Source organism: Agromyces sp. P2_B3 (assembly GCF_056404815.1).
Map to the genome: position 1 here is coordinate 18,520 of NZ_JBFUDH010000017.1, position 25,340 is coordinate 43,859.

The following is a 25,340-nucleotide window of genomic DNA, read 5'->3' on the forward strand; positions in this document are numbered from 1 at the left end:
GTGCCCGCCCACGCGCCCGCTCACTCCCCCACGAGCAGGCGGGTCGAGTGCGCGAGGTGCTCGCGGATCGCGTCGGGCCCGCGCGACTGCACGTCGTCCAGCAGCGCCCCGTGCTCGGCGACGAGCGACTCGAGCGTGTAATGCGGCCGCACGTGCAGCAGGAACAGGAGCAGTTCGCCGCCCAGGGCGGCGTGCGCCTCGACGATGCGGCTGCTGCCTGATGCCGCCACGAGGGCGTGATGGAACTCGGCGTGCACCCGCTCGGCCTCGAGCCAGTCGACGGACGCCGCGAGCTGTTCGAGCGCCTCGCGCGCGGGTGCGATCGCGGCATCCGGCCACGCCTCGCCGAACCGCTCCCCCGCGATGCGCACGGCCTCGACCTCGAGCGCCGCGCGCAGCTGCTGCAGGGCGATGATCGTCGCGCGGTCGAAGCTCGTGACGCGGACCCCGCGGTAGGGCACGGCGACCGCGAGCCGCTCGGCGACGAGCCGCTGGAACGCGGCGCGCACCGTGTGTCGGGAGACCCCGTACCGCTCGGATGCCGCCTCCTCGCGCAGCGGCGCGTCGACGGGGAGCGCGCCGGTGAGGATCTCGGCGCGCACGGCATCGGCGACGCGGTCGACGGCGGTCGGCGACAGCGCCCCGGAGTCGAGCGGAGTCATCGCCGCCTCCCGCCGGTGCGGCTACTTGCCGTCGACGGCGGCGCGCACCACGAGCCACACGACGAGCCCGACGCCCACCGCGACCCCGGCTGCTGCGGCGACGGCTGCCCCCGGCTGCTCGTTCGCGAAGCGGCGCCAGCGCACCCTGGCCTCGGCCGTCTTGCGCTGCACCTGCTTCGGGACGTTGAGCTTGTCTTCGAGGGCGTCGAGGGTGCCCGCGAACTGGCGGCGTGCCCGTTCGGAGTTCGCCTTGGCCTCGAGCCTGGTCAGGTTGCGCTGATGCGTCTTGGCGTCGCGCTTGCTGAGCTGCCGTCCGGCGTCAGTCGCGGTCATACTCGCCCGTTCCCTTCACCACGTCGAGGTCCTTGCGGAGGCTCTCGATCGATTCGAGCGGCTCGCTGCCGCGCTTGAAGTTGATCATCGCGATCCAGACGAGGATCGCGATGATGACGATCAGGATGCCCGAGACGGTCAGCGCCGCCGCCCACGCCGGCATCACCAGCGCCAGCGCGAAGATGGCCGCGGTGATGAGCGTGAAGAGCAGGAACACGGCCACCACCGCGGCGCCCGCGACGAGCCCCGAGCCGATGCCGAAGTGCTTGATCTTGTAGCTGATCTCGGCCTTGATCTGGTCGATCTCGGCCTTGATGAGGTCGGAGACGCGGTCGGGAAGCTCTCCGACCAGCGTGAACAGCGAGCGTTCGTCGTTCGACGGTGCGACCATGTTCGCCTCCGTGGTCAGGATGCGGACGCCGAGCCCGAGACGGGCTTGGTGCGCGGGGCCGGCTTCGACGCCGATTGCGACGCCACGTCGGCGGCATCGTCGACCGCGTCGTCGAGCTTCCCGGCGGCAGTGTCGACGGCCGACTTCGCGGCGTCGGCGGCCTTGGAGATGTTCGCCTTCGCGTCGCGCGCGGCACGGTTCACGTCGGACTTCGTCGCGCCCGAGCCCTTGGTGGCACTGCCGATGAGGTTCTTCACCCCGTCGAGCACCGTGTCGCCCAGGTCGCCGACCCGGGCGGACGCGAAGTCCTTCACCGTGCCCACGCCCTGCTGCACCGACGGCTGGTTCCACACCTTCTCGGCCGCCGCGCGGATCTGCTCGTAGCGCTCACGGCCGGCACGCGTGCCGAGCACGTATCCGACGCCGACTCCGACGACGAAGAGGATCTTGCCCTTCATGTGCACCCCATCTCCCTGTGGATCGCCACCACGACGTTTCCAGCGTAGACCCCGTGCAATGGGGCGCAAGGGGGTTGCGGCAAAAGTATTCCGCTCCGGCTATGCAACCTCGCCCGGCCTGATCGCCAAGTGACGGATGCGTCGTGCGGCCTCCTGCGCGTGCGGGATGACGGAAGCCAGCCCGGTGCCCGCGACCCACGAGCCGGTCGCCTCGATGCCGGGCTCGGCCGCGAGCACCTCCTCGAGCGCACGGATCCGGTCGCGCTGGCCGATCGTCGCCTGTGACAGCGCGTCGCGCCAGGCACTCCGGCCGGAGGCGCGCAGCATGGACGCGTCGAGCGGCGTGCCCAGCAACGCGCTCGCATCCGCGAGGGCGAGCGCCTCGACCTCGGCCTCGGTGCGCCCGTCGAGCGGGTTCGGCTCGCCCGCGCGGCCGTACGAGAGCCGCACGACCTGCCGTGCGCCCGCCGCCTCGGCCAGCCATGGCCACTTCGCCGTCGAGTGCGTGAGGGCCTTCGCGGTCACGCCGGGCGTGCCGACCGCGACGAGTACGCCGGTGCCGCGGGGCGCTGCGGCGAGCGCGGGGGCATCGAGCACGAGCGTCACGAGCTCGACGGATGCCGCGGCCGGCCACTCCGAGGCATCCGCCCAGCCGAGCGACGCGGCCTCGAGCAGGCGGCGCGAGGCGTCGGCTGGCGAGGCGAGGATGACGTAGGGGGCGTCGACCTGGAGCGCGGCGGGCGCCGCGTCGTCGGCGGTGCCGCCCTCCGCGACCGGGGATGCGGTGCCCGAGACGGGAGCCATCAGCGCCTGCACGCGCCAGCCCGGCGCCGCCGCGGCATCCGCTGCACCGTCGACGACACGGCGCTCGAGGCCCGTGACCTCGGCGCCCGTGACCACCTCGACGCCGAACCGGTCGAGCTGCGCCGCGAGCGCGTCGACCAGCCGGTGCATGCCGCCGCGGAGCCCGAGCACGGCGGTGCCGGCCTTGCGCGCCTCGAGGAGCTGCCCGACGCCCCCCGACAGCGAGCCGGCGCGCGTCATCGCCTCGTTCAAACCCGGCGCCACGACGTCGAGGTCGAGGTCGTCGGGGTTGGCCGAGTAGACGCCCGCGGAGATCGGCGTGACGAGCCGGTCGGCCACGGCGTCGCCCATGCGCTGTCGCACGAGCTTGCCGAGGCTGTGCGCGCGTCCGATCTTCAGGATCGGGGTGACCCGGTCGCGGTAGGCGCGGATCGCCCCACGCCAGCCGATGATGCGGCGCACGTCGTCGCCGAGCGGGTTCGCGGGAATCCCGAGCACGCCGGTGCGGGGCATCGGCGCGGCGTCGACGCCGCCCGTTGCGCCGGGCATCACGAGCCAGGCGCCGGCGGGGTTCGGCGTCACGACATCGTCGGCGAGGCCCAGCTGCGCCACGAGCTCGGCGACGGTGCCGCCGCGGGTCGCGAACGACTCGGCTCCGCTGTCGAGAGACAGCCCGTCGAGCTCGATGCGGCCGACGCAGCCGCCGATCATCGCGCGCCGCTCGAGGACCGTGACCCGCAGGCCGACCCTGGCGCACTCCAGCGCGGCGACGAGGCCGCCCACGCCCGCACCCACGACGACGACGTCGGCCGTGCGCCGCTGGGCGACCGGCGCATCAGCTTCGGGCGTGCTGTCGGTCATGCGCCCGCCTCGTGCACGAGCTCGACCACCCGGGTGAGCACGGTGGGGTCGGTCTCGGGGGGCACGCCGTGGCCGAGGTTGAAGACGTGCGCGGGCGCGACGGTGCCCCGGGCGAGCACGTCGCGCACGGCGGCCTCGAGCACCGGCCACGGCGCGGCGAGCAGGGCGGGGTCGAGGTTGCCCTGCAGCGGCACGTCGGCGCCCACGCGCTCGGACGCCACGTCGAGCGGCACGCGGTAGTCCACGCCGACGGTGTCGACCCCGATGCTGTGCATGGCGCCGAGCAGCTCCCCCGTGCCCACGCCGAAGTGCACGACGGGCACGGCGCGGGTCGAGGTCTTCCCCGCGGCATCCGTCACCTCGTAGGAGAGGTCGTGCACGTGGGCGAGCGCCGTCGCCGACGCGGGCGCCACGTGCGTCTCGTAGTCGGCGAGCGAGAGGGCGCCGGCCCACGAGTCGAACAGCTGCGCGGCGGATGCCCCGGCCAACACTTGCGTGCGCAGGAACCGCCCGGTGAGCTCGGCCGTCCATTCCATGAGCGCGCGCCACGCGCCCGGGTCGGCGTGCATGAGGGTGCGGGCGGCGAGGTGGTCCTTCGAGGGACCGCCCTCGGCCAGGTAGGCGGCCAGCGTGAACGGCGCGCCGGCGAAGCCGATGAGCGGGGTCGCGGTGCCCGAGCCGTTGTCGGTCACGTTCAGCTCGGCGATCGTGCGCTGCACGGCCTCGGTGATGGGGCCGGATGCCGCGTCGAGGCCCGCGGGGTCGACCGCCGTCAGCTCGGCCACGCCCGCGGCATCCGCATACCCACGGCCGAAGACGGGGCCCCGCCCCGGCTGGATCTCGACGTCGACGCCGACGAGCTTCAACGGCACCACGATGTCGCTGAAGAAGATGCCCGCGTCGACCCGGTGGCGGCGCACGGGCTGCAGGGTGATCTCGCTCGCCATGGCGGGGTCGAGGCAGGCGTCGAGCATGCGGGTGCCCACGCGCAGGTCGCGGTACTCGGGGAGCGATCGCCCCGCCTGGCGCATGAACCACACCGGCGACGTGTCGCTGCGCTCCCCTCGGTAGGCGCGCACCAGGCGCGAGTCGCCAGTGAGGCCGGCGGACAGGGGATGCTGCTCGGAGAGGATCACGCGTGACATTGTCCCGTATCGGGCTGGGGGCGCTGCTGTGAGGGCAGCGCGCGTGCCCGGGCGCTGCACCGGGTGGCCGGGGCCGGCGGCTACGACGGCAGGTCGGCCCCGGCGAGCCGCAGCAGCACGAGCTCGGCGAGCGCGAGCTGGCCGGCCGGGTCGGGGTGCACGCCGTCGTCGCCGAGGGCGATGCCGTCGGGCGCCTCCGCCGGGTCGACGACGAGGTCGCCCGATGCCGCGAGGCCCCCGATCGCCGCGGCGGTCTCGCGCACGTCCCGGTTCGTCCAGGCCAGCCCCGCGCCGCCGAAGTAGGGGAACGCCGCCACCGCCGCCTCGTCGACAGCGGTCGGCACCACCCAGGTCCAGGCGGCGCCGGCGAACGCGGCATCCGTCCGCAGCACCCGCAGGTTGCGCGTCGTCTCCTCGGCGCTCACGAGGCGCGGCCCGTCGGCACCGAACCGCCGGGCGTCGTTGGCGCCAAGCATGCAGAACACGCGGTCGGCGGGATGCCGCCGCAGCGCGAGCAGGCGACCGAGCGTTTCGGTGGTGGTCGCTCCCGACACCGCCGCGTTGTCGAAGCGCACGCCGAGTTCGGGGCGCTCGGCGGCGAACAGCGCGGCGAGCACCTCGAACCACGAGAGCCGGTCGGCCGTGGTGCTCTCGCCGATCGCGAGCAGTCGCTCCCCCGCGGCGAACGGCATCCGATCGAGCGCCCGCTGCACCACCGGCCGGGCCGCGAGGGCGGCGACGGCATCGGTGCGCTGCCGCTCGAGGTCGGCGAGCGCCGCGGCATAGCCCTCGGCGTCGGTGCCGAGGATCGCCGCCCGCGTGGCGTCGTCGAGGTTCCACGCATATGGGTGGGAGCGCTCGGGGCGCTCGAAGCGCACGAGCTTCGTGACGAGCGGGCCGGCGCTCATCGGCTCCTCCGTCGCGGCCGGACGCTCGCCCGGGTCCGCGGAAGGAGGAACGCGCACGCCACGAACCACGCCAGCGACGGGAACCGCACGATGGGCAGCAGCGGCGTGAGCCACGGCAGCGCCACGGTGAGCGTCGCGAGCATCGCGAGGCCGGCGAGCACGAGGCCCGCCCAGGCGAACCAGCGCGGCAGCAGGCCGGCGAGGAGGCCGGGCACCGCGAGGCCGGCGATGAGCAGGCCGAACGGCACGACGACCCCTGGGCCGCCGAAGATGAACGCGAGGTCGTGCACGAGGCGCACGAGGTCTGGGCTCGCGAGCACCTCGGGGCGCGAGAGCGCCCAGGTCATGCAGGCGGAGATCGTCATCGCCACCGACGCGATGAGTCCGCCGGCGAAGCCGATCATCGGGCCCGGCGCCGTCACCCCGAGCTGCCTGGCGCGAGTCGACGCGGTGGCGGCGAAGATCGCGAGCGGCACCGCGGCCCCGAACTGCAGCAACGCGGTGACGAGCACGGCCGCCTGGTGGTCGAGGAAGTAGGACACGATCGCGTCGCCGTCGCCGAACGGCGACGGGTAGGTGACGCCGCCGGCGAGCAGCGCGGGCAGCACGAGGGAGGCCATGAAGAGTGCGACCACGGCGATGGCGAGCGGCGGCAGGGGCGGGCCGGGCTGGATGCGGCGCGGCGCGGTGGCGGCGCTCCGCGGGTCGATGGCGGTCATAGCGTCATTCCTCCCGTGAGGTCGAGGGTGATTCCGGTCGTCCACGACGACTCGTCCGAAGCGAGGTGCAGGATGGCGTCCGCGACATCCGCGGGCCGGCCGATCCGGCCGAGCGGCACGTGCGCGGCGATGGCCTCGAGTTGGGGCCGCGGCATCCGGCTGCGCAGCTTGTCGGTCTCGACCATCGACGGGGCGACGCAGTTGACGCGGATGCCGCGTGGCGCGAACTCGAGCGCGAGGTGCTGCGTGAGCATCACGACGCCGGCCTTGGCGGCGGCGTAGGCGGCGTTGGCGCGCGACGCGCGACGGCCCGCGCTCGAGGCCACCGTGACGATGCGCCCGTCGCCGAGGGCGAGCATGCCCGGCAGCACCGCGTGGATCGTGAGGAACGTCGAGGTGAGGTCGGTGTCGACGACCTCGCGCCAGCGGTCGGCGGTGAGGGCGTCGGATGCCACGGGGGCGCCGTCGCCGCCGGCGAGCGTGACCGCGATGGAGACGGGACCGAACTCCCGGGCCGCCGCGGCGACCACCTCGTCGAAGTGGTGCTCGTCGCGGACGTCGCCCACGTGGACGGCCACCGCGCCGCCGTCGGCGCGGATGGTTGAGGCCACGGCCTCGAGCCGCTCCGCGTCGCGTCCGTGCACCACGACCGCGGCGCCTCGGGCGGCGAGGCGGCGGGCGACCTCCGCCCCGATGGAGCCGGAGGCGCCAGTGACGAGGGCGACCCGGCCGTCGAGGTCGGCCGCCTCCCGCGGCATCCGCTCATTCGTTACGTTCATGTAATCATTCATAGCACAGAATGATTACGCCGCAACTGTTAGAGTCGAGGACATGGACGCCGACGCACCCCCCACGGGCTTCCGCCCGCCGGCCGAGCGCGTCGGGTTCCTGCTCTCGCAACTCGGCGCCTACGCCTCCGCGCGCTTCGCCGAACGCGTCGCCGAACTCGGCCTGCAACCGAGCGACCTCGGCCTCCTCCGCCTCATCGCCGTCGACCCCGGCCTCAGCCAGCAGGCGCTCGCCACCCGGCTCGGCGTCGCTCCGAGCCGCGTCGTGGCCCTCGTCGACGCGCTCGAGGCGAAGCAGCTCGTGGAGCGCACCCGCAGCACCCGCGACCGTCGCGTCTCCGAGCTGCACCTCTCCGAACGCGGACGCACCGTCATGGGCGAGATGCGCCGCATCGGCTCGGCCCACGAACGCGAACTCGTGCGAGGCCTCAGCGACGACGAGCGCCGCACGCTCGCCGGGCTCCTCGCGAAGGTCGCCGACGAGCACGGCCTCGAGCCCGACGTGCACCCCGGGTACCGGTCGATGCGGGGCTGACTCCGGCGGCTGATCTGGGTCGGATGTCCCAGTCCTCTGGCGCGTGAGAGCGCGCGCACGCTAAGGTCGGACCCGTCGTGTCCCCCCACGACGACGCGCCGATGGTGGCGCGCCTCCGCCCCCACGGAGAAGAAGAAGAAGACGACGTGTCCCCGATCGTTTCGCCCATCCCACCTGCCGTTCGGCCTGCCCCGATGACGCACTGCTGCCGCATGTGCGCCTGCGCCGGAGCCGCCCGATGAACCCCACCGCAGAGCACCGCACCAAGCTCACCGTGCTCGTCGCCCTGGCCGCGACGCTCGTGGTCGCCGGCCTCCTCGTCGGCTCCCCAGCCGTCGAACGGCTCATGCCGCGCCTGCCGGCGATGCCCACCACCGCCATGGCGGTCGGGTTCGCCACCCTCGGCGCGCTCGTCGCCGCCGTCTGGGGCATCGCACAGCTCAGCCGTGCCGCGCGCACCCGGGCGCGGCGTGCCGCACTGACGGCGACCGTGCGGGGAGAGCTCTGCTGCGGCATTCGGAGCCGACTGCTCGCGCAGCGCCTCGACGAGCTCGCCGCCGACGGCGTCGCGCGCGTGCGGCTCGGGCCGCGCTACTCCATCGTGGTCGACGAGTTCGGCATCGCGTTCTGGACCGGCGGCCGCCGGCCTCGCCGTGCGGCGCACTTCCCCTGGCGCGAGGTGCGGAACATCCGCGCCGACTCGACCGTCGTCGGCGGATCGGTCGTGCCCCTGATCGTGTTGCGCGTTCGGCGCGGCGGCGCGAGCGTCGAGCTGCCCATCATCCTCTCGTCGGGCCGACCCGTGCGCTTCGCGATGGCGGATGCCCCCTTCTTCGCGGTCGTGCGCAGCTGGAAGGCGAAGCACCGCGACGCGCTCGCCGCCGAGGGCCTCGAGCTGCCCCCGCTGACCGCCCCGATCCCCATCATCACGCGCGAGATGGCCGCCGCCGCCCGTCGCCGCTGAGGTCTCGGAGCCCATCATTCCCGAGGTGGCCGGACCTCCATTCGACGGCGGGTAGAATCTTCTGGTGCTCATCTGCCTCACCGCGAGTCACAAGAACGCCGGGTTCGACATGCTCGAGCGTCTTTCGGCGAACGCGGAGCAGGCCGCACCCCGCATCCTCGACGGGCATGACGCCGTGCACGGCGCGGTCGTCGTGGCCACCTGCAACCGGTTCGAGGCCTACCTCGACCTCGAGACGCCCGAGGGCTCCTCGCCGGTGACCGCAGTGCACGAGGCGATCCGCGCGGTGGGCTCCGTCGCCGGCCTCGAGCCCGACGAGCTGCGCAGCACCTTCGGCTTCGTGCACGGCAATGCCGTGGCCGGGCACCTGTTCTCCGTGGCATCCGGTCTCGAGTCGGTCGTCGTCGGCGAGGGCGAGATCGCCGGCCAGGTGCGGCGCTCGCTCGAGCAGGCGCGCGCCGACGGCACGACCACCCCCGAGCTCGAGCGCCTCTTCCAGCGCGCCTCGCAGACGTCGCGGCGGGTCAAGAACGAGACCGGGATCGGCGGCGAGGGCCGCTCGCTCGTGCGCCTCGCCCTCGACCTCGCCGAGAGCCGCGTCACCGACTGGGCGCAGACCCGCGTGCTGCTCGTCGGCACGGGCCGCTTCGCCGGCGCGTCGCTCGCCGCGCTGCGCGACCGCGGCGTCACCGACGTGCGGGTCTACTCCCCCTCGGGCCGCGGCACGAAGTTCGCGCACAACCACGGCATCGAGGCGGTGCCCCACGGCGAGTACGCGGGCGCCGCGGCCGGCGTGGACATCATCGTCACCTGCACCACCGCGGAGCACCACGTCGTCGACCGCGCGCTGCTGTCGGTCGGGCGCGAGTCGCTCGCGGCATCCGTCGTCAACCTGTCGGGCACGCCGGCGCCCGAGGCGGCCGACGTGCGACAGCTCGTCATCGACCTGGGCCTGCCCCGCAACGTCGCACCCGACGTGGTCGACGTGCCCGGCGTCGAGCTGCTCGACCTCGAGACCATCAAGATCCACGCCCCGCTCGAGGAGCTCGGTGCCACCGATGCCGCACGCGAGATCGTCATCCGCGATGCGCGCGCCTTCGGAGCCACCGCCGAGGAGCGCGACCTCGCACCCGCCGTCGTCGCCCTGCGCACGCATGTCTACGACATCCTCGACGGCGAGATCGAGCGCGCCCGGTCCCGTGGCGACGACGACGGCCAGACCGAGCGGGCGCTTCGCCACATGGCCGGCGTGCTGTTGCACACGCCGATGGTGCGCTCGCGCGAGCTCGCCCGCGCCGGCGAGCAGGCCGCGTGGATCGACGGGCTCGAGGCCCTGTTCGGCGTGCGCCCCGACGCGGCCGCCCAGTCGGTGCGCGACGCACAGGCGACGGATGCCGCGAGCGCGGCTTCGGGCACCGAGGCCACCCGCCGCGCCTCGGCCGCCGACGCCTCGTGACCGACTCCGCGGCGACCGGGCGCGCTGCAGCCGCGGCGGAGGACGGGCCGCCCGCCCTCCGGTTCCCGTACGACGCGCGCCCGCTCACCGACGCCCCGCTCCGCACTGAGCGGCTCGTGCTGCGACCGCTCGAGGCATCCGACGCCCCCGACGTCTTCGAGTACCAGCGCCTGCCCGAGGTGATCCGCTACCTGCCCTGGCCCGAGCGCGACCGCACCGAGGCCGCGGAGCACACGGCGAAGCGCGCCGCCGGGCGCATGCTCGCAGCCGATGGCGACTTCGTCGTCTTCGCGGCGACCCTGCCCGGCACGCCCTCGATCGATGACCCGGCGCGCGACCGGGTGATCGGCGACTTCATGGTGCGCGTCTCGAACGCGACGCACGCCCAGCTCGAGCTCGGATGGGTGCTGCACCCCGACTTCCAGGGCCGGGGCTATGCGCTCGAGGCGGCCGCGGCCGTGCGCGACTTCGTGTTCGAGACGCTGCGCCCGCACCGGGTGCAGGCGTTCCTCGACGCGCGGAACGCGGCATCCGCTGCCCTCTGCGAACGCCTCGGGATGCGCCGCGAGGCGACGATCCTCGAGGAGGAGTACAACGACGGCGAGTGGCAGGACACCGCGATCTACGGCGTCCTCCGCCGCGAGTGGGCGGCCCGCCGCGCGGGCTGACGCCGGTCCGCGCGCCGATCGACGCTGCCGTGCGCCGCGCGCGGCCACCCACTCACTCGCTCACTGGATTCAGGCATCCGGCCGCGATTCAGGCACCGATCGCGGCTTCCGTCCTGAGTCGCGCGCGTTCGCCTGAGCAAATCCTCGGCGTGCGGGATTCGGACGCGCGAACGGGATTCCCGCGCGCGGCGGCGCGCCAGGGCGGAGCGGGAACGCGGGGACCGCTACGCCCCGCCCGCGGTTACGCCCCGATCAGGCGCGACGCGAGGTAGCCCTCGAGCTCGGCGATCGGCACGCGCTCCTGGCCCATGGTGTCGCGGTCGCGCACGGTCACGGCGTTGTCGTCGAGCGAGTCGAAGTCGACCGTCACGCAGTAGGGCGTGCCGATCTCGTCCTGGCGGCGGTAGCGGCGGCCGATCGCGCCGGCGTCGTCGAAGTCGACGTTCCAGTGCTGGCGCAGCGACGCGGCGACCTCGCGGGCGAGGGGCGAGAGGCGCTCGTTGCGGCTGAGCGGGAGCACCGCCGCCTTGACGGGAGCGAGGCGCGGGTCGAGCTTGAGCACGGTGCGGGAGTCGGTGCCGCCCTTCGCGTTCGGCACCTCCTCGACGTGGTACGCGTCGACGAGGAACGCCATGAGCGAGCGGGTGAGGCCCGCCGCGGGCTCGATCACATAGGGGGTCCAGCGCTCGTTCTTCGACTGGTCGAAGTACGACAGGTCCTTGCCGGAGTGCTCGGAGTGCGTCGACAGGTCGAAGTCCGTGCGGTTCGCGACGCCCTCGAGCTCGCCCCACTCGCCGCCGGTGAAGCCGAAGCGGTACTCGATGTCGATCGTGCGCTTCGAGTAGTGCGAGAGCTTCTCCTTGGGGTGCTCGAAGAGCCGGAGGTTCTCGGGGGCGACGCCGAGGTCGATGTACCAGTTCCACCGGTAGTCGACCCAGTACTGGAACCACTCGTCATCGGTGCCGGGCTCGACGAAGTACTCGAGCTCCATCTGCTCGAACTCGCGCGTGCGGAAGATGAAGTTGCCGGGCGTGATCTCGTTGCGGAACGACTTGCCGATCTGGCCGATGCCGAACGGGGGCTTCATGCGCGCGGCCTGCAGCACGTTGGCGAAGTTCGTGAAGATGCCCTGCGCGGTCTCGGGGCGCAGGTAGTGCAGGCCGGACTCGTCCTGCACGGGGCCGAGGTAGGTCTGCAGCATCATGTTGAAGTCGCGGGGCGGGGTCCACTGGCCGCGGGTGCCGCAGTTCGGGCAGACGATGTCGCCCATGCCGTTCTCGGGCACGCGGCCCTTCTTCTCCTCGAACGCCTCGAGCAGGTGGTCTTCGCGGAACCGCTTGTGGCAGTGCAGGCACTCGACGAGGGGGTCGGTGAACACGCCGACGTGACCGGATGCCACCCACACCTGCTTGGGCAGGATGACGCTCGAGTCGAGGCCGACGACGTCGTCGCGCCGCGTGACCATGTAGCGCCACCACTGGCGTTTGATGTTCTCCTTCAGCTCCACGCCGAGGGGCCCGTAGTCCCATGCGGATCGCGAACCGCCGTAGATCTCGCCGGCTTGGAAGACGAAGCCCCGGTGCTGGGCGAGGGCGATGACGGATTCGAGACGGCTGGGTGCGGCCACGGTGGCTCCAATGGTCGGTGATTCGGGCGAGCGCCCGGGAACGAGAACGGTGCCTCCATCCTACGGGCGCGGCCCTGCGGCATCCGCGTCGACCGGATGCAGCGGGGCACCCGCGTGGGCCGCCGTGCCGGGGCTACGCTGTGGCGCAACCGACCGCCGGCGGAGGGGGCGTGGATGTGGGATCTCGTGCTCCGCATCAACGTGATCGAGGGGCCGTTCCTCATCACGTGGTACGTGCTGGCCGCGGCGATGTTCCTCTACCTCCTCGGCCGCGGACCCGGCTGGTCGTGGGTGCTGACCGTGATCGTGCTCCTCATCGTCGGTGCCATCGTCGGAGCCGGGGCGCTGTGGACCGCGGTGAACGTGCTCGACGTGGTCGGCGGCCCGGTGAACGAGGCGACGTGGTGGTGGGTCTCGGGCGCGTTCGCCGCCTGCACCCTCGCGATCTGGAACCTCTGGTACTCGCGGTGGTGGCGCAAGCTCGTCGCGCTGCTCGCGATCCCGGTGTTCGCCATCACGGCGCTGTTCGGCATCAACGCGTCGTACGGCCTGAATCGCACGCTCGGCTCGCTGATGGGCGTCTCGACCGCGGGCGTGATCGACCTCGACAATCCTGAGGCGACCCCGAGCGCCGACCCGGTGGAACCGATCGCGAGCACCTGGGTTCCGCCGGCGGACATGCCGGAGGCCGGACGGATCGGCACCCCTGCCGGCGGCATCCCGAACACGAACTCGGGCTTCGACGCCCGCCCGGCACAGCTGTACCTCCCGCCCGCCGCGCTCGTCGACGACGCCCCGGGCCTGCCCCTCGTGATCATGATGATGGGACAGCCAGGCGATCCCGACGCCTCCTTCATCGGCCAGGTGCTCGACGAGTACGCGGCGAAGAACAACGGGCTGGCGCCGATCGCGCTCGTCGTCGACCAGCTGGGCGATCCGGCCGAGGACCCGCTCTGCCTCGACACCGACCTCGGCAAGGTCGAGACGTACGTCATGCAGGACGTGCTGCCGTGGGCGAGGCAGCACCTCGACGTGCTGCAGGGCGCGAAGTACACGACGGTCGCCGGCTACTCCAACGGCGGCGGCTGCGCGGCGTACTTCGGCGCGAAGTACCCCGAGGCCTTCGGCAACGTGCTCGCCGTCTCGCCGGTGGAGTACGCGGGCGCCGAGCGCCCCGACGAGGTGCTCACCTCGATCTTCCGCGGCGACCAGGCCGCGTACGACGCGGTGAAGCCCGCGAACATCATGGCCTCGAAGGCGCCGTACCCCGACACGACGGCCGTCTTCACGGTCGGCGCGAACGACGGCACCTTCGCCCCCGGCGCGCAGCGATTGGCGGATGCCGCGACGGCGGCAGGCATGGCGACGACCTTCGTCAGCATCCCCGGCGCCGACCACGGCGTCAGCGGGCTCCTCGGCGGGCTCGACTCGGGCTTCGAGGTGCTGTACCCACGACTCGGATTGGCGGTGCCGTGACCCAGACCGACGACGACTCGACGGACGTCGAGCCGGCCGGACGCCTGCGCTCCACGGGCGAGGCGATCGCCGCGTTCATCCGTCGCGTGCCGTTCAGCATCGCGCTCGCGGTGCTGCTGGTCGTCACGGCGATCGTGACGGGCACGGCCATGGGACCCGCGACGGATGCCACGGCGCAGGCGTGGGCGGCGGGCGTGATCACGACGATCGACGCCGGGCGGTGGTGGACGGTCGCGACCGCGCTGGTCATCCCGTTCGACCCGTTCCAGCTGGTCTTCGGCGTGATCGCGTCGATCGTGCTGCTCGGGGTGGCGGAGCGCAGGATGGGCACCTGGCGCGCGGTCGTCGCGTTCGTCGTCACGGGACTGATCGGCGTCGCGCTCGGCATCGTGCTGCAGTGGCTCGGCTCCCTCGCCGGGGAGTGGTGGGCGGCCGGCACCGCCGAGGACCTGACCCTCGATCCGCTGGCGGGCATCGTCGGCGCACTCATCACGGCCACCGCGTTCATGGGGGTGCTGTGGCGCCGGCGCATCCGCATCGTGACGTTCTCGACGATCCTCGTGTTCGTGCTCTACGACGGGGACTCGTCGAACGCGTACCGGCTGATCGCGGCCGTCGCCGGGCTGTTCCTCGGCGCACTGCTCACCGGCGACCCGTCGACGCTGCGGGCACGGCGCAGCTCACACGCCGAGACCCGGACGCTCGTGGCGGCCGTGGTGGCGGTGACGGCGATCGGCCCCATCGTCGCGTTCGTGAACCGCAGCGACCTGACCCCGTTCGCGTTCGGCTCCTACCTCTTCGACGACGGCGCCGTCGACCTGGACGCCGTGATCTCGCAGTGCACCGTGACGACGGCGGAGGCGGCCGATGCGTGCGTGCGGCAGCTCGCGATCCTCAGCGCGCAGGGCCCCGGCATGTTCGTGCTGTCGTTCGTGCCCGTGCTGCTCCTCCTCCTGGCCGCCTGGGGGCTGCACAACGGCCGGCGCTTCGCGTGGTGGCTGGCCATCGCGGTGAACGCGGCGATCATCGTCTTCGCGCGCACGGCGCTCGATGTCACGGTCACGACGGCCGACGTCGAGGACGGGACCTGGACGGTGTTCGACCTCGGCGAGCTCGTCGTCTGGGCCCTCGCGGTGCTCGCCCTGCCGGTGGGCATCATCGTGATGCTCGTCGTGACCCGGCGGCACTTCCGGATCCGCGCGCCACGGGCGGCCGTCGCCCGGTTCGTGGTGACGGTCGGCGCGACGTTCCTGTCGCTCGCCGTCGTCTACTACGTGGTCGGGCTGATCACCATCGACGAGTACTGGCCGGCGGCGTCACCGGCAGACCTGCTCATCGACACGGTGAAGCGCTTCGTGCCGCCCCACTTCCTCGCCGTGGTCGACCCCATCGTGCTCCCGGGGCACGACCTCACGAGCGTGCTGTACCAGGCGGTCGGCCCCGTCTTCTGGGCCGTGTTCCTCGTCGCCGCGGTGATCCTGATGCGCCAGGCCGACGCCGAGATGGGGTTCGCCGACCGTCTCCGCGCGCGGGCGCTCATCCGCCGGCACGGCGGCGGAACACTCGGCTTCATGGCGACGTGGCCCGGCAACCTCTACTGGTTCGGCGACGACCGGCAGTCGGTGGTGGCCTATCGCGTGATCAACGGCGTCGCGATCACGACCTCCGACCCCATCTGCGCAGCGGATGCCGCGGGGCGGGTGGTCCGCGGATTCGCCGCGTTCTGCGACGCGAACAGCTGGGTACCCGTCTTCTACAGCGTGCATCCTCGGGTGCTGCCCGTGTTCGAGGAGCTGGGCTGGCAGCACATGTCGGTGGGCGAGGAGACCCTCGTGCGCACGACCGGGCTCGAACTGACGGGCAAGCCGTGGCAGAAGGTGCGGCAGGCCCTGAACCGCGGCATCAAGGAGGGCATGACCACGGTGTGGACGACGTGGGACGCGCTCCCGCTCGCCACGGTCGCGCAGGTGAACGCGATCTCCGAGGAGTGGGTGTCGGAGAAGGAGCTGCCCGAGATGGGCTTCACCCTCGGCGGGATGGCCGAGCTGAAGGATCCCGACGTGCGCCTGATGCTGGCGATCGCTCCCGACGGACGCGTGCAGGCCGTCACCAGCTGGCTGCCGGTGCACCGCGACGGCGAGGTCGTCGGGTGGACCATCGACTTCATGCGCCGGTCAGACGACAGCATGAACGGGATCATGGAGTTCCTGATCGCGTCGGCGGCGCTGCACATGAAGGACACCGGTGCGGAGGTGCTGAGCCTGTCGGGCGCCCCGCTCGCATCGAAGCCGTTGGCGCCGGGCGAGACGGCACCCGAACCGACGGGGATGTCCCGGCTCCTCGAGTTCCTCGCCCGCACGCTCGAGCCGGCCTACGGCTTCTCATCGCTGTTCCGCTTCAAGGCGAAGTTCAACCCCGACTACGAGACCATCTCGATGGCGTATCCCGACCCGCTCGCGCTGCCCGCGATCGGCGTCGCCATCGGCAGGGCCTACCTGCCCGAGGTGTCGCCGAAGGAGGCACTGGCACTCGCGCGCACGCTCGCGAAATAGACACTAATTCACGCGAGTCGACCGAAGCTCAGGTCTCGACGGTCGACTTCTGACATGCGTTGTGATTAGTCTGGCGAGGTCAAGGGCGCCGAAGGCGTCCAGCCTGCACTCATGGAGGAAACATGTTCGCGAACCTCAACGGCTGGCACGCCGTCATCGTCATCGCCATCATCCTGCTGCTCTTCGGCGCCCCCAAGATTCCCCAACTGGCGCGGTCACTGGGTCAGTCGATGCGCATCCTGAAGACCGAGATCCGCGACGACGGAAGCGCCCCATCCTCCGACACGCCCGTCGCGAGTGCCGCGGACGAGACCGTGGCCAAGTGATCCGCCTGCCCTGATCAGGCCTTTTTCAACGATTCAGACTTATGACGGACAACTGACTAAAGATTAATGTCGCGCTCACGGCTTTCGCTTGACCAATTTGCAATTTGTGCAATAGCGTTCGAGAGAAGCGCGCAGGGGGGCCCGGCCTCCACGCGGGCTGGGTGCGCGAAGACCGGTGTGAATCAGGGCCTCGCGCGCCCGTTCCGAGACTCGGTCCCGGTGCGACGCGACGTGGCGTCGGGTCAGGTCTCGACACACCCCTCTTCATGCAAAGGAGCATCATGGACGATCTGATCGATCGCGACGACAACCCCGAGCTCGGCCGCAAGCTCGGCCTCTCGCGGCGGCAGCTGCTCGCAGCGACGACGGGCATGGCCGCAGCCGCCGCGCTCGGCGCCGCCGCGTTCGGCGGTGGCCCCGCCCACGCAGCCACCCGCGGCGCCGCCGCAGCCGCAGCCGCTGGTGCGGTGAAGGCCGGGGGCAACGGCGTGCTGCTGCCTCCCGGCAAGCGCGGCATCATCCTCTACACCGTCCGCGATGCCATCTCGCGCGACCCGAACACGACCGACCTCGCGTCGGGGTTCAAGGAGGTCTTCCAGGAGCTGTCCCGGATCGGGTACAAGCAGATCGAGTTCGCCGGCTACGGCCAGCACGCCAACGCCGAGGGCGGCAACGTCAACAACGTCGCCGGCGCCCAGCTGCTGCGCACCTGGCTCGACGACAACGGACTCGAGGCCGAGGGCAACCACGGCTCGATCCCGTCGACGATCAGCGATGCCACCATCGCGCAGTTCGACGCGCAGTGCGAGGTCGCGAACATCCTCGGCTTCGGGCACATCGGCACGGGCAACGACCCGACCGGCAGCGCCTACGTCGCCGACTGGGAACTCGCCGCCGAGCGGTGGAACTTCTTCGGCGAGCGCGCGGCGTCGCACGGGCTGAAGCTGTACACGCACAACCACGACATCGCGTACAGCTTCCTCCTCGACAGCGGCCCGCTCGACGCGCTCGGTCGCCCGACGCGCTCGAGCGGCATCCGTCGCCTGGAGCACTTCCTCGCGAACACCGATCCGAGCTACGTGTACCTCGAGATGGACATCTTCTGGGCCCACGTCGCGCAGTACAAGCACCGCAGCTTCACTGCGCCCGACGGCACCGTCGTCGAGAGCATCTTCGACCCCGCGGGGGTCGTGTCGGCGCAGACCACCCGGTTCCCGCTGTTCCACACCAAGGACGGCAAGATCAACACCGCGACGCCGAACGGCTACGACATGGTGCCGTTCGGACAGGGAGACATCGACTACACGACGTTCTTCCAGCGCATCGGCGCCAAGGGCTACCACAACTCGATGTGGGAGCAGGACACGGCGCCCGGCGGCAACGCCAACCCCGGCCAGTCGCTGCAGTTCGCACAGGTCGCCTACGACGGCATGGCCGCCCTGCGCGGTTAGCCGACCACTGCCCCGGGCCAGGCCGTAACCCGGCCCGGGGCATTCCCATATCCATGCACCCCTCTTCCAAGGAGACATCCATGTCCAAATCCAGAATCCGCCTGGGCGCGCTCGTGCTCAGCGGGCTGCTGGCGGTGACCTCGCTCAGCCTGAGCGCCGGAGCCGCCTCTGCCCACGATGGCGAGGATCACGGCGACGAGGTCGCCGCCACCACCTGGGCCAACTACGAGAAGGTCACGCTGACGAAGGACGTCGGCGAGCCGATCGACATGGCCGTGCTGCCCGACTCCCGCGTGCTCCACACCACCCGCGGCGGTCAGGTGCGCCTCACCGATCCCGCCCAGGGCACGACGACGGTGGTCAACACGATCGACGTCTACAACAACTCGGAGGACGGCCTCCAGACGATCACCCTCGACCCCGACTTCGAGGAGAACGGCTGGGTCTACCTCTATTACGCGCCCCGCGTCATGACGGCGCCGTACCCCACGACCACGCCGACCGGTTCAGCGCCGAACAGCCTCCCGGCCGGCGCCGACGCGAGCTACTGGGACCAGTGGAAGGGCTACAACCAGCTCAGCCGGTTCAAGTGGAACTTCGAGACGAGCTCGCTCGACCTGTCGACCGAGCAGGCCATCATCAAGGTCGAGGTGCAGCGCGGCCAGTGCTGTCACGTGGCCGGTGACGTCGCGTTCGACAAGGACGGCAACGTGCTCCTCGCCACGGGCGACAACACCCCGGCGAGCGCACCCGGCGCGAACGGCTACGCCCCGATGAACGACCGCGCCGGGTTCAACCCCGGCTTCGACTCCCGTCGCGGCGCCGGCAACTCGAACGACCTGCGCGGCAAGATCCTCCGCATCGACGTGCAGGACGACGGCTCGTACGCCATCCCGGCGGGCAACCTGTTCGCACCGGGCACGGCCGGCGCACGTCCCGAGATCTTCGTGATGGGCGTTCGCAACCCGTTCCGGATCGACTACGACCCGGTGACGTCGGCGCTGACGTGGGGCGACTACGGCCCCGACGCGGGAACCGCCAACGACCAGCGCGGCCCGATGGGCTATGTCGAGTGGCAGTCCACGACGGTGCCGCTGAACGGCGGCTGGCCGTACTGCCACGGTCCGAACGCGAACTACAGCAACTGGGACTACGAGACGCTCACGGTGCGCGGCTGGTACGACTGCGCCGGCACGCTCGTGAACCCCTCGCCCTACAACACGGGCCTCCAGCAGCTGCCGTCGGCCACCGCACCGCAGATCTGGTACGGCGACCAGCCCACCCACCAGCCATGGACCGAGTTCGGCAGCGGCGGTCAGGCGCCCATGGGCGGCCCGACCTACCGCTACGACGAGGAGAACACCTCGGCGACGAAGTTCCCCTCCTACTGGAGCGGCAAGCCGATCATGGCCGAGTTCTCGCGCGACCGGATCTTCGTGTTCGACCAGGAGGACCCCGACGGCGAGGTGACGAAGATCCAGGAGTTCCTGCCGAACTCCGCCCTCACCGCGGCGGGCATGCCCGTGTGGGACAACGTGATGGACCTCGAGTTCGGCCCCGACGGCTCGCTCTACGTCCTCGACTACGGCGACGGCTTCTTCCGGCCGAACCCCGATGCCGGCCTCTACCGCGTCGACTACACCGTGGGCACGAAGGGTCCCCGCGCCGACCTCACCGCGTCGGTCACGTCGGGCCACGGCCCGCTCGAGGTCGACTTCTCAGCGGCCGGCAGCACCCACCCCGACGACCTCGCGCTCAGCTTCGCGTGGGACCTCGAGGGCACGGGCACGTTCACCGAGGGACCCGCCGAGATCAGCCACACCTACACCGAAGACGGTCAGTACACGGCTCGCGTGCGGGTGACCGACAGCGGCGGACGCGTGAGCCTGACCTCGGTCGTGATCACCGTCGGCAACACGGCTCCGATCGTGGAGATCGTCACCCCCGAGAACGGCTCGTTCACCGACTGGGGGGACCAGGTCGCCTTCGAGGTGAAGGTCACCGACCCCGAGGAGACGATCGACTGCAGCCGGGTGCTGTGGAGCTACGGCCTCGGCCACGACAACACCCACGCCCACCCGCTGTTCACGGGCACCGGATGCACCGCCACCATCGAGACGCAGTCCGAGGCGGGGCACGGCGAGACCGAGAACATCTACGGTGTGATCGGCGCGTCGTACACCGACGCCGGCACTGCGACCGCCCCGGCCCTGCTGGGCGACGCGGTGACGCTGCTCAACCCGCGCGAGCTGCAGGCGGAGCACGCCGACGCCACCAGCGGCGGCACGCAGATCGTCGACGACACGACGGCGCACGGCGTGCGCAAGGTCATCTCGTTCGACGCGGGCGACTGGCTGGCCTACGACCCGGTGAACCTCATCGGCATCACCGGCGTCGAGGCTCGCGCCATCGGCACGGGCACGCTGTCGCTGCGCTGGGGTGCGGCCGACGCCGAGCCGTTCCTGACCATCGACGTCGCGAACACGAGCGGCGCCTGGCAGGAGGTCTCGTCGCCGCTCGTGAGCGTGCCCGAGGGCACGGATCGGGTCTACGTGACCAGCACCGGTGGAGTGGAGCTCGACCAGCTGGCGTTCACGACGTCGACGGAAGACATCCGTGACCTGCTCGCGGCACTCAAGGCCGACAAGCGCATCACGCAGGGCGTGAAGGCGTCCTTCGGCGACACGCTGGCGGAGGCCGACGCGGCGCTGGCCGCCGGGGACACGACGACGGCGATCAGCAAGCTGCAGTTCATCGTCGACAAGGCTCCGACGCGGATCCGCACCGACGCCGACGCGGCGGCCCTCGTGATCCGTGGGGCCGAGGCGGTGATCGCCGACATCCAGCAGCGGCTCCCGTAGGGCGCCACGATCCGGAAGCCCCGGTTCGCCGACACGGCGGACCGGGGCTTTCCGCATGTCTCGAGGACCCGACGCAGCCGAGCCGACGCGGCCGAGCCCACGCAGCGGCCCCGGGACCGACCCAGCCGAGCTCCATCATGCCTGAGGGTGCGAGGCGGGAATCGAGCCCTAGGAGGAGCACGTCGCGGGGCGGCATCCGGCCGGTGAGACCCGGCTGAAAACGGCGCGTTCCGGGTCGCACCCGTAACGCGCGACCCGGAACGCAGCGCCACCCCTCTTCCGGAAAGGTAGACGCCTCAGGCTAACACCGGGCCCCCGACGGCTCCTGTGCGCGAGGCGCGAATGGCCCGTGGATTGGGGGCGTGGTCCGGGCCCGTCCGGCGCACGCGACGGCGCCCCGACGATGCGAGATCGTCGGGGCGCCGTCGTGCGGGCGGGTCGGTGCGGCTAGCTCGAACGACCCGGACGGGACGCGAAGCGCTGCTGCAGGAGCACGGCCACGATGATGATGACGCCCTTCACGACCGCCTGCACCGAGGTCGAGAGGTTGTTCTGCGTGAACACGTTCGTGAGCGTCGTGAAGATCAGCACGCCGAGCACCGTGCCGACGATCGTGCCTCGCCCACCCGCGAGCAACGTGCCACCGACGACGACCGCGGCGATCGCGTCGAGCTCGTAGAGCTGGCCGTGGGTGGAGGTGCCGGCCGTGGTGCGGCCCAGCATCATGACCGCGGCGATGCCGGCGCTGAGTCCGACAAGCACGTACAGCGACACGAGGTGGCGCTTCACGCGGATGCCCGCCAGACGGGTGGCCTCGAAGTTGCCGCCGATGGCCACCGTGCGGCGTCCGAACGTGGTGCGGCCCAGGAGGAACCACCCGACCACGGCGGCGATGACGAAGATCCAGATGAGCCACGGGACGCCGAGGAAACCCCCACGGAAGAACTCGAGGAATCCGGTGACGGTGACGATCTGCGTCTGCCTGTTCGACAACAGTTCGGCGAGGCCCCGTGCGGCGACGAGCATGGCCAGTGTCGCCATGAAGGGGACGACCTTGCCGTAGGCGATCACGATGCCGTTGATGAGCCCGGCGACACCGCCCACCGCAACGGCGACGACGACCATGAGGAGCCAGCTCGACTGGGTCGCCCCGGTCTGGATCCACGACAACGACGCCACCACGCTGGCGAGCCCCATGACGGAACCGACCGAGAGGTCGATGCCGCCGGCGGTGATGACGAAGGTCATGCCGATGCTGATGACGCCGATGATCGAGGCGAGGCGGAGGATCGTCAACATGTTCTCGACGTTCATGAACGTCTGGCCCGCGGTGATCCAGCCCACGGCGATGAGGAGGAGCAGCGCGATGATGAGGCCGAGGTTGCGCCCGGCGGCGCCCCTCAGCAGGCGGCTCGCCACGCCACCCGACGGCTTCTGGCTCGGTTCGACGACGGTCGTGGGAGGTGCGGTTACGGGGGCTTGCTCGCTCACGCGGCAGTTCCTTTCATGACGAGGTCGAGCACGCCGTGCTCGTCGATCTCGGTGGCTGGGGTGATGTGGAGGACGCGGCCGTCGCCGATGACGAGCACGCGATCGGAGAGCCCGAGGACCTCCTCGATCTCGCTGGACACCACGACGATCGCGGTGCCGGCGTCGGCGAGCCGACGGATGAGGGCGTAGATCTCGGCGCGGGCGCCGACGTCGACACCACGCGTCGGCTCGTCGAGCAGGAGCACCGACGTGCCGTGCACGAGCCAGCGCGCGAGCATGATCTTCTGCTGGTTGCCGCCCGAGAGGGTGCCGGTGATGCGGTCGGGGTCGGCGGGACGGAGCTCGAGCGCGTCGATCTGCTCACGGGTGACCGCGCGTTCGCGGCGCTCGTTGAGCACGCCGCCGCGCGCGAAGCGAGCGAAGGAGGAGAGCGTCACGTTCTGGAAGATGGGCTCCTCGAGGAGGAGGCCCTGGCTCTTGCGTTCCTCGGGCGAGAGACCCACTCCGGCGCCGACCGCCGAGTTCACGGAGCCCGCACGAAGCCGAACGCCGCTCACCGAGACCGTGCCGTCCGTCGGGCGGCGGGCACCGTAGATGGTCTCGAGGATCTCCGAGCGGCCGGAACCGACGAGGCCGGCGAGGCCGACCACCTCGCCGGCACGGACCTGGAAGGTGACGTCGGAGAAGGTGCCGCGCAGTTCGAGGCCGGTGACGTCGAGGACGACGGGCGCGTCGACCGGGAGGTCGCGCTGCGGCGGGAAGACGAACTCGACGTTGCGGCCGGTCATGAGACGGATGAGCTCGGGGGTCGGCGTGTCGGCGACCTGGAGGCCGGTGGCCATGCTCGAGCCGTCCTTGATGACGGTGATGCGATCGCCGATCTGCCGGATCTCCTCGAGGCGGTGCGAGATGTAGATGATCGCGATGCCCTGGGCCGTCAGCTCGTGCACGACCCGGAAGAGGTTCTTGACCTCCTCGGCGTCGAGCACCGCGCTCGGCTCGTCCATGATGATGAGCTTCGCGTCGTGAGACAGCGCACGCGCCATGCTCACGATCTGCTTGTGGGCGGCGGAGAGCGTGCCGACCTCGCGATGCGGCGAGAGGTCGCCGTGGCCGAGCCGCTTGAGCAGGTCGCGAGTCGTCTTCGCCGCGCGCGCACGGTGCAGCACCCCGCCGGTGGCGAGCTCGTGGCCCAGGAAGATGTTCTCCGCGATGGTGAGGCCGTCGACGACGTCGAGCTCCTGGTACATCGTGGCGACGCCCATGTCGATGGCGGCGACCGGGTTCGGGATGTCGCGCCGCTCCCCCTGCCAGATGATCTCGCCCTCGTCGGGTTGGTGCGCGCCCGCGAGGACCTTGATCAGCGTCGACTTGCCGGCGCCGTTCTGCCCGAGGACGCAGTGCACCTCGCCGGCGACCACGTCGAGATCGACGCCACGGAGGGCGGGAACTCCGGCGAACGCCTTCGTGATCCCGCGCATCGAAAGTAATGACGCTGGATTATCACCTTTGATCATGTGATGAACATAACAGATGCGCCCGGCTCTCGGCCAGCCTCACAACGAGGAAAACAGCGACGATCGGGCGTCCGCCGGAATGAGGACTGCCGGGGCGGGCGTCGGCGATTTATGACGACGAACAAACTTAAGTTGCCAAGCAAGAGGCCACTTATGCTACGTTGACGTTGTCAGCGCGGACGACGCGGCTGAGCTACCCTCCGGGGCAGCCGTGCCAGGGTCGAGAATCCTCGCCGGCACGTCTGCGAATCACTCACATTTGGAGGACACATGCGCACAGCGCGCACCCGACGGCGCATGTTCGCCGCAGCCGGCGCCCTCGTGGTCGCCGGTCTCGTGACCGGCTGCACGGCCGGCGCCGAGGAGGGCAACAGCGGCCCCACCAACAATGCGAACAACAGCGAGTCCGGTGACACCGTCACCATCGGCTTCTCCGGCCCCGCAGCCGACCACGGCTGGCTCGGCGCCATCAACTCGGGCGCCATCGCCGAGGCCGAGAAGTACGACGACGTCGAGCTCGTCGTCGCCGAGGGCACGAACGACGCCAACCTGCAGATCAGCCAGGTCGAGACCTTCATCAACGACGGCGTCGACGCCATCGTGCTGCTGCCGACCGACGGCGCCGCGCTGACCGAGGTCGCGATCAAGGCGATGGAGGCCGGGATCCCGGTCATCAACGTCGACCGCGAGTTCTCCAGCCCGTTCGCCGCCCGCACCACGGTGCTCGGCGACAACTACGGCATGGGCGTCAGCGCCGGCACCTACATCTGCGAGAAGCTCGGCGACAACCCCGACGCCGTCGTCGCGGAGATCGCCGGCATCGACTCGCTCCCGCTCACGCAGGACCGCTCGAAGGGCTTCGCCGATGCGCTCGAGGACTGCGGGCTCGAGGTGAGCAACCGCGTCGCCGCGGACTTCACGGTCCAGGGCGGTGAGGCCGCCGCTTCGCAGCTGCTGGCCGCCGCGCCGAAGATCGACGCCATCTGGAACCACGACGACGACCAGGGTGTCGGCGTCCTCGCGGCGATCGACGCCGCGGGTCGCGACGAGTTCTTCATGGTCGGCGGCGCCGGCTCGAAGAACGCCATGGAGGCCATCAAGGCCGGCAACAGCGTGCTCGAGGCGACGGTCATCTACCCGTCGACCCAGGGTGCCGACGGCGTCGCGCTCGCGCGACTCATCGCCCAGAACAAGGCGCTCGGCGACCTCGTCGAGCAGGACGTGCCCAACCGCGTCGTGCTCTACGCGCCCGTCGTCACGGCCGACAACGTCGACACGTACCTGCCGACCGCCTTCACCTCCTAGCGCGGCGGTGCCCGGTCGACCGATCGGGAGCCATCGCACCAC

22 protein-coding genes are annotated in these 25,340 nt (G+C 71.3%); 10 read left to right on the forward strand and 12 right to left on the reverse strand.

Annotated elements, in window-relative coordinates; genetic code table 11:
- Positions 1-20: 20 nt before the first annotated feature.
- From AC1DZA_RS17450 to AC1DZA_RS17490, 9 genes are all read right to left on the reverse strand, one after another.
- Positions 21-662, reverse strand: coding sequence for a GntR family transcriptional regulator (locus tag AC1DZA_RS17450; RefSeq protein ID WP_476773709.1), 642 nt, complete (start codon positions 660-662; stop codon positions 21-23).
- A gap of 21 nt (positions 663-683) precedes the next feature.
- Positions 684-995, reverse strand: coding sequence for a DUF3618 domain-containing protein (locus AC1DZA_RS17455; protein ID WP_476761166.1), 312 nt, complete (start codon positions 993-995; stop codon positions 684-686).
- A complete protein-coding gene (locus AC1DZA_RS17460; RefSeq protein WP_309975368.1) occupies positions 982-1,386 on the reverse strand; it encodes a phage holin family protein in 405 nt (134 codons plus the stop codon). Before AC1DZA_RS17460 ends, AC1DZA_RS17455 begins: the two co-directional genes overlap by 14 nt.
- Before the next feature lie 14 nt (positions 1,387-1,400).
- Positions 1,401-1,844: a hypothetical protein gene (locus tag AC1DZA_RS17465; protein WP_476773710.1), complete on the reverse strand. Its 444-nt coding sequence runs from the start codon at positions 1,842-1,844 to the stop codon at positions 1,401-1,403.
- Positions 1,845-1,943: 99 nt separating this feature from the next.
- A complete protein-coding gene (locus tag AC1DZA_RS17470; RefSeq protein ID WP_476773711.1) occupies positions 1,944-3,509 on the reverse strand; it encodes a protoporphyrinogen/coproporphyrinogen oxidase in 1,566 nt (521 codons plus the stop codon).
- Complete coding sequence (hemE, locus tag AC1DZA_RS17475; protein WP_476773712.1) at positions 3,506-4,654, reverse strand: uroporphyrinogen decarboxylase; 1,149 nt, start codon at positions 4,652-4,654, stop codon at positions 3,506-3,508. Before hemE ends, AC1DZA_RS17470 begins: the two co-directional genes overlap by 4 nt.
- Positions 4,655-4,734: 80 nt before the next feature.
- Entirely contained in the window at positions 4,735-5,562 is an 828-nt protein-coding gene (locus AC1DZA_RS17480) for a GDSL-type esterase/lipase family protein (protein ID WP_476773713.1), read from the reverse strand.
- Positions 5,559-6,281: a hypothetical protein gene (locus AC1DZA_RS17485; RefSeq protein ID WP_476773714.1), complete on the reverse strand. Its 723-nt coding sequence runs from the start codon at positions 6,279-6,281 to the stop codon at positions 5,559-5,561. Before AC1DZA_RS17485 ends, AC1DZA_RS17480 begins: the two co-directional genes overlap by 4 nt.
- Positions 6,278-7,060: an SDR family NAD(P)-dependent oxidoreductase gene (locus tag AC1DZA_RS17490; RefSeq protein WP_476773715.1), complete on the reverse strand. Its 783-nt coding sequence runs from the start codon at positions 7,058-7,060 to the stop codon at positions 6,278-6,280. The genes AC1DZA_RS17485 and AC1DZA_RS17490 overlap by 4 nt, the downstream gene beginning before the upstream one ends.
- Before the next feature lie 52 nt (positions 7,061-7,112).
- Here AC1DZA_RS17490 and AC1DZA_RS17495 point away from each other — a divergent pair, with 52 nt between their 5' ends.
- The 4 genes from AC1DZA_RS17495 (at position 7,113) to AC1DZA_RS17510 (ending at position 10,692) form a co-directional block, all read left to right on the forward strand.
- On the forward strand, positions 7,113-7,604 hold the full coding sequence (locus tag AC1DZA_RS17495; protein ID WP_476773716.1) for a MarR family winged helix-turn-helix transcriptional regulator: 492 nt from the start codon (positions 7,113-7,115) through the stop codon (positions 7,602-7,604).
- Between the two features lie 238 nt (positions 7,605-7,842).
- A complete protein-coding gene (locus AC1DZA_RS17500; protein WP_476773717.1) occupies positions 7,843-8,568 on the forward strand; it encodes a hypothetical protein in 726 nt (241 codons plus the stop codon).
- 64 nt (positions 8,569-8,632) lie between these two features.
- On the forward strand, positions 8,633-10,024 hold the full coding sequence (locus AC1DZA_RS17505) for a glutamyl-tRNA reductase (protein WP_476773718.1): 1,392 nt from the start codon (positions 8,633-8,635) through the stop codon (positions 10,022-10,024).
- Positions 10,021-10,692: a GNAT family N-acetyltransferase gene (locus tag AC1DZA_RS17510; protein WP_476773719.1), complete on the forward strand. Its 672-nt coding sequence runs from the start codon at positions 10,021-10,023 to the stop codon at positions 10,690-10,692. Before AC1DZA_RS17505 ends, AC1DZA_RS17510 begins: the two co-directional genes overlap by 4 nt.
- A 241-nt stretch (positions 10,693-10,933) precedes the next feature.
- On the opposite strand, the gene AC1DZA_RS17515 is transcribed toward AC1DZA_RS17510, so the two are convergent.
- Positions 10,934-12,319: a glycine--tRNA ligase gene (locus AC1DZA_RS17515; protein ID WP_476773720.1), complete on the reverse strand. Its 1,386-nt coding sequence runs from the start codon at positions 12,317-12,319 to the stop codon at positions 10,934-10,936.
- 174 nt (positions 12,320-12,493) lie between these two features.
- On the opposite strand from AC1DZA_RS17515, the gene AC1DZA_RS17520 reads away from it, so the two are divergent.
- From AC1DZA_RS17520 to AC1DZA_RS17540, 5 genes are all read left to right on the forward strand, one after another.
- Positions 12,494-13,795 (forward strand): alpha/beta hydrolase, encoded by a 1,302-nt coding sequence (locus AC1DZA_RS17520; protein WP_476773721.1) that lies wholly within the window; start codon positions 12,494-12,496, stop codon positions 13,793-13,795.
- Entirely contained in the window at positions 13,792-16,347 is a 2,556-nt protein-coding gene (locus AC1DZA_RS17525; RefSeq protein WP_476773722.1) for a phosphatidylglycerol lysyltransferase domain-containing protein, read from the forward strand. Before AC1DZA_RS17520 ends, AC1DZA_RS17525 begins: the two co-directional genes overlap by 4 nt.
- Before the next feature lie 122 nt (positions 16,348-16,469).
- The gene (gene tatA / locus AC1DZA_RS17530; protein WP_476761198.1) at positions 16,470-16,673 is read left to right on the forward strand and encodes a twin-arginine translocase TatA/TatE family subunit; all 204 of its coding nucleotides are present in this window, start codon (positions 16,470-16,472) and stop codon (positions 16,671-16,673) included.
- Positions 16,674-16,954: 281 nt separating this feature from the next.
- The gene (locus tag AC1DZA_RS17535) at positions 16,955-18,124 is read left to right on the forward strand and encodes a sugar phosphate isomerase/epimerase family protein (RefSeq protein ID WP_476761197.1); all 1,170 of its coding nucleotides are present in this window, start codon (positions 16,955-16,957) and stop codon (positions 18,122-18,124) included.
- Between the two features lie 80 nt (positions 18,125-18,204).
- The gene (locus tag AC1DZA_RS17540) at positions 18,205-20,985 is read left to right on the forward strand and encodes a PQQ-dependent sugar dehydrogenase (RefSeq protein ID WP_476773723.1); all 2,781 of its coding nucleotides are present in this window, start codon (positions 18,205-18,207) and stop codon (positions 20,983-20,985) included.
- A 447-nt stretch (positions 20,986-21,432) separates the two neighbouring features.
- Here AC1DZA_RS17540 and AC1DZA_RS17545 read toward each other — a convergent pair whose 3' ends face one another.
- Both AC1DZA_RS17545 and AC1DZA_RS17550 read right to left on the reverse strand, forming a co-directional pair.
- Entirely contained in the window at positions 21,433-22,476 is a 1,044-nt protein-coding gene (locus AC1DZA_RS17545) for an ABC transporter permease (protein WP_476761195.1), read from the reverse strand.
- A complete protein-coding gene (locus AC1DZA_RS17550; RefSeq protein ID WP_476761194.1) occupies positions 22,473-23,957 on the reverse strand; it encodes a sugar ABC transporter ATP-binding protein in 1,485 nt (494 codons plus the stop codon). Before AC1DZA_RS17550 ends, AC1DZA_RS17545 begins: the two co-directional genes overlap by 4 nt.
- A gap of 306 nt (positions 23,958-24,263) precedes the next feature.
- On the opposite strand from AC1DZA_RS17550, the gene AC1DZA_RS17555 reads away from it, so the two are divergent.
- Positions 24,264-25,298, forward strand: coding sequence for a substrate-binding domain-containing protein (locus tag AC1DZA_RS17555; protein WP_309975414.1), 1,035 nt, complete (start codon positions 24,264-24,266; stop codon positions 25,296-25,298).
- Positions 25,299-25,340: the final 42 nt, after the last annotated feature.

Bases quoted from the DNA above. Each gene is read 5' to 3' on its own strand.
- AC1DZA_RS17450 (WP_476773709.1), bottom strand. From the start codon at position 662: ATGACTCCGCTCGACTCCGGGGCGCTGTCGCCGACCGCCGTCGACCGC.
- AC1DZA_RS17455 (WP_476761166.1), bottom strand. From the start codon at position 995: ATGACCGCGACTGACGCCGGACGGCAGCTCAGCAAGCGCGACGCCAAG.
- AC1DZA_RS17460 (WP_309975368.1), bottom strand. From the start codon at position 1,386: ATGGTCGCACCGTCGAACGACGAACGCTCGCTGTTCACGCTGGTCGGA.
- AC1DZA_RS17465 (WP_476773710.1), bottom strand. From the start codon at position 1,844: ATGAAGGGCAAGATCCTCTTCGTCGTCGGAGTCGGCGTCGGATACGTG.
- AC1DZA_RS17470 (WP_476773711.1), bottom strand. From the start codon at position 3,509: ATGACCGACAGCACGCCCGAAGCTGATGCGCCGGTCGCCCAGCGGCGC.
- hemE (WP_476773712.1), bottom strand. From the start codon at position 4,654: ATGTCACGCGTGATCCTCTCCGAGCAGCATCCCCTGTCCGCCGGCCTC.
- AC1DZA_RS17480 (WP_476773713.1), bottom strand. From the start codon at position 5,562: ATGAGCGCCGGCCCGCTCGTCACGAAGCTCGTGCGCTTCGAGCGCCCC.
- AC1DZA_RS17485 (WP_476773714.1), bottom strand. From the start codon at position 6,281: ATGACCGCCATCGACCCGCGGAGCGCCGCCACCGCGCCGCGCCGCATC.
- AC1DZA_RS17490 (WP_476773715.1), bottom strand. From the start codon at position 7,060: ATGAACGTAACGAATGAGCGGATGCCGCGGGAGGCGGCCGACCTCGAC.
- AC1DZA_RS17495 (WP_476773716.1), top strand. From the start codon at position 7,113: ATGGACGCCGACGCACCCCCCACGGGCTTCCGCCCGCCGGCCGAGCGC.
- AC1DZA_RS17500 (WP_476773717.1), top strand. From the start codon at position 7,843: ATGAACCCCACCGCAGAGCACCGCACCAAGCTCACCGTGCTCGTCGCC.
- AC1DZA_RS17520 (WP_476773721.1), top strand. From the start codon at position 12,494: ATGTGGGATCTCGTGCTCCGCATCAACGTGATCGAGGGGCCGTTCCTC.
- tatA (WP_476761198.1), top strand. From the start codon at position 16,470: ATGTTCGCGAACCTCAACGGCTGGCACGCCGTCATCGTCATCGCCATC.
- AC1DZA_RS17535 (WP_476761197.1), top strand. From the start codon at position 16,955: ATGGACGATCTGATCGATCGCGACGACAACCCCGAGCTCGGCCGCAAG.
- AC1DZA_RS17540 (WP_476773723.1), top strand. From the start codon at position 18,205: ATGTCCAAATCCAGAATCCGCCTGGGCGCGCTCGTGCTCAGCGGGCTG.
- AC1DZA_RS17550 (WP_476761194.1), bottom strand. From the start codon at position 23,957: ATGCGCGGGATCACGAAGGCGTTCGCCGGAGTTCCCGCCCTCCGTGGC.
- AC1DZA_RS17555 (WP_309975414.1), top strand. From the start codon at position 24,264: ATGCGCACAGCGCGCACCCGACGGCGCATGTTCGCCGCAGCCGGCGCC.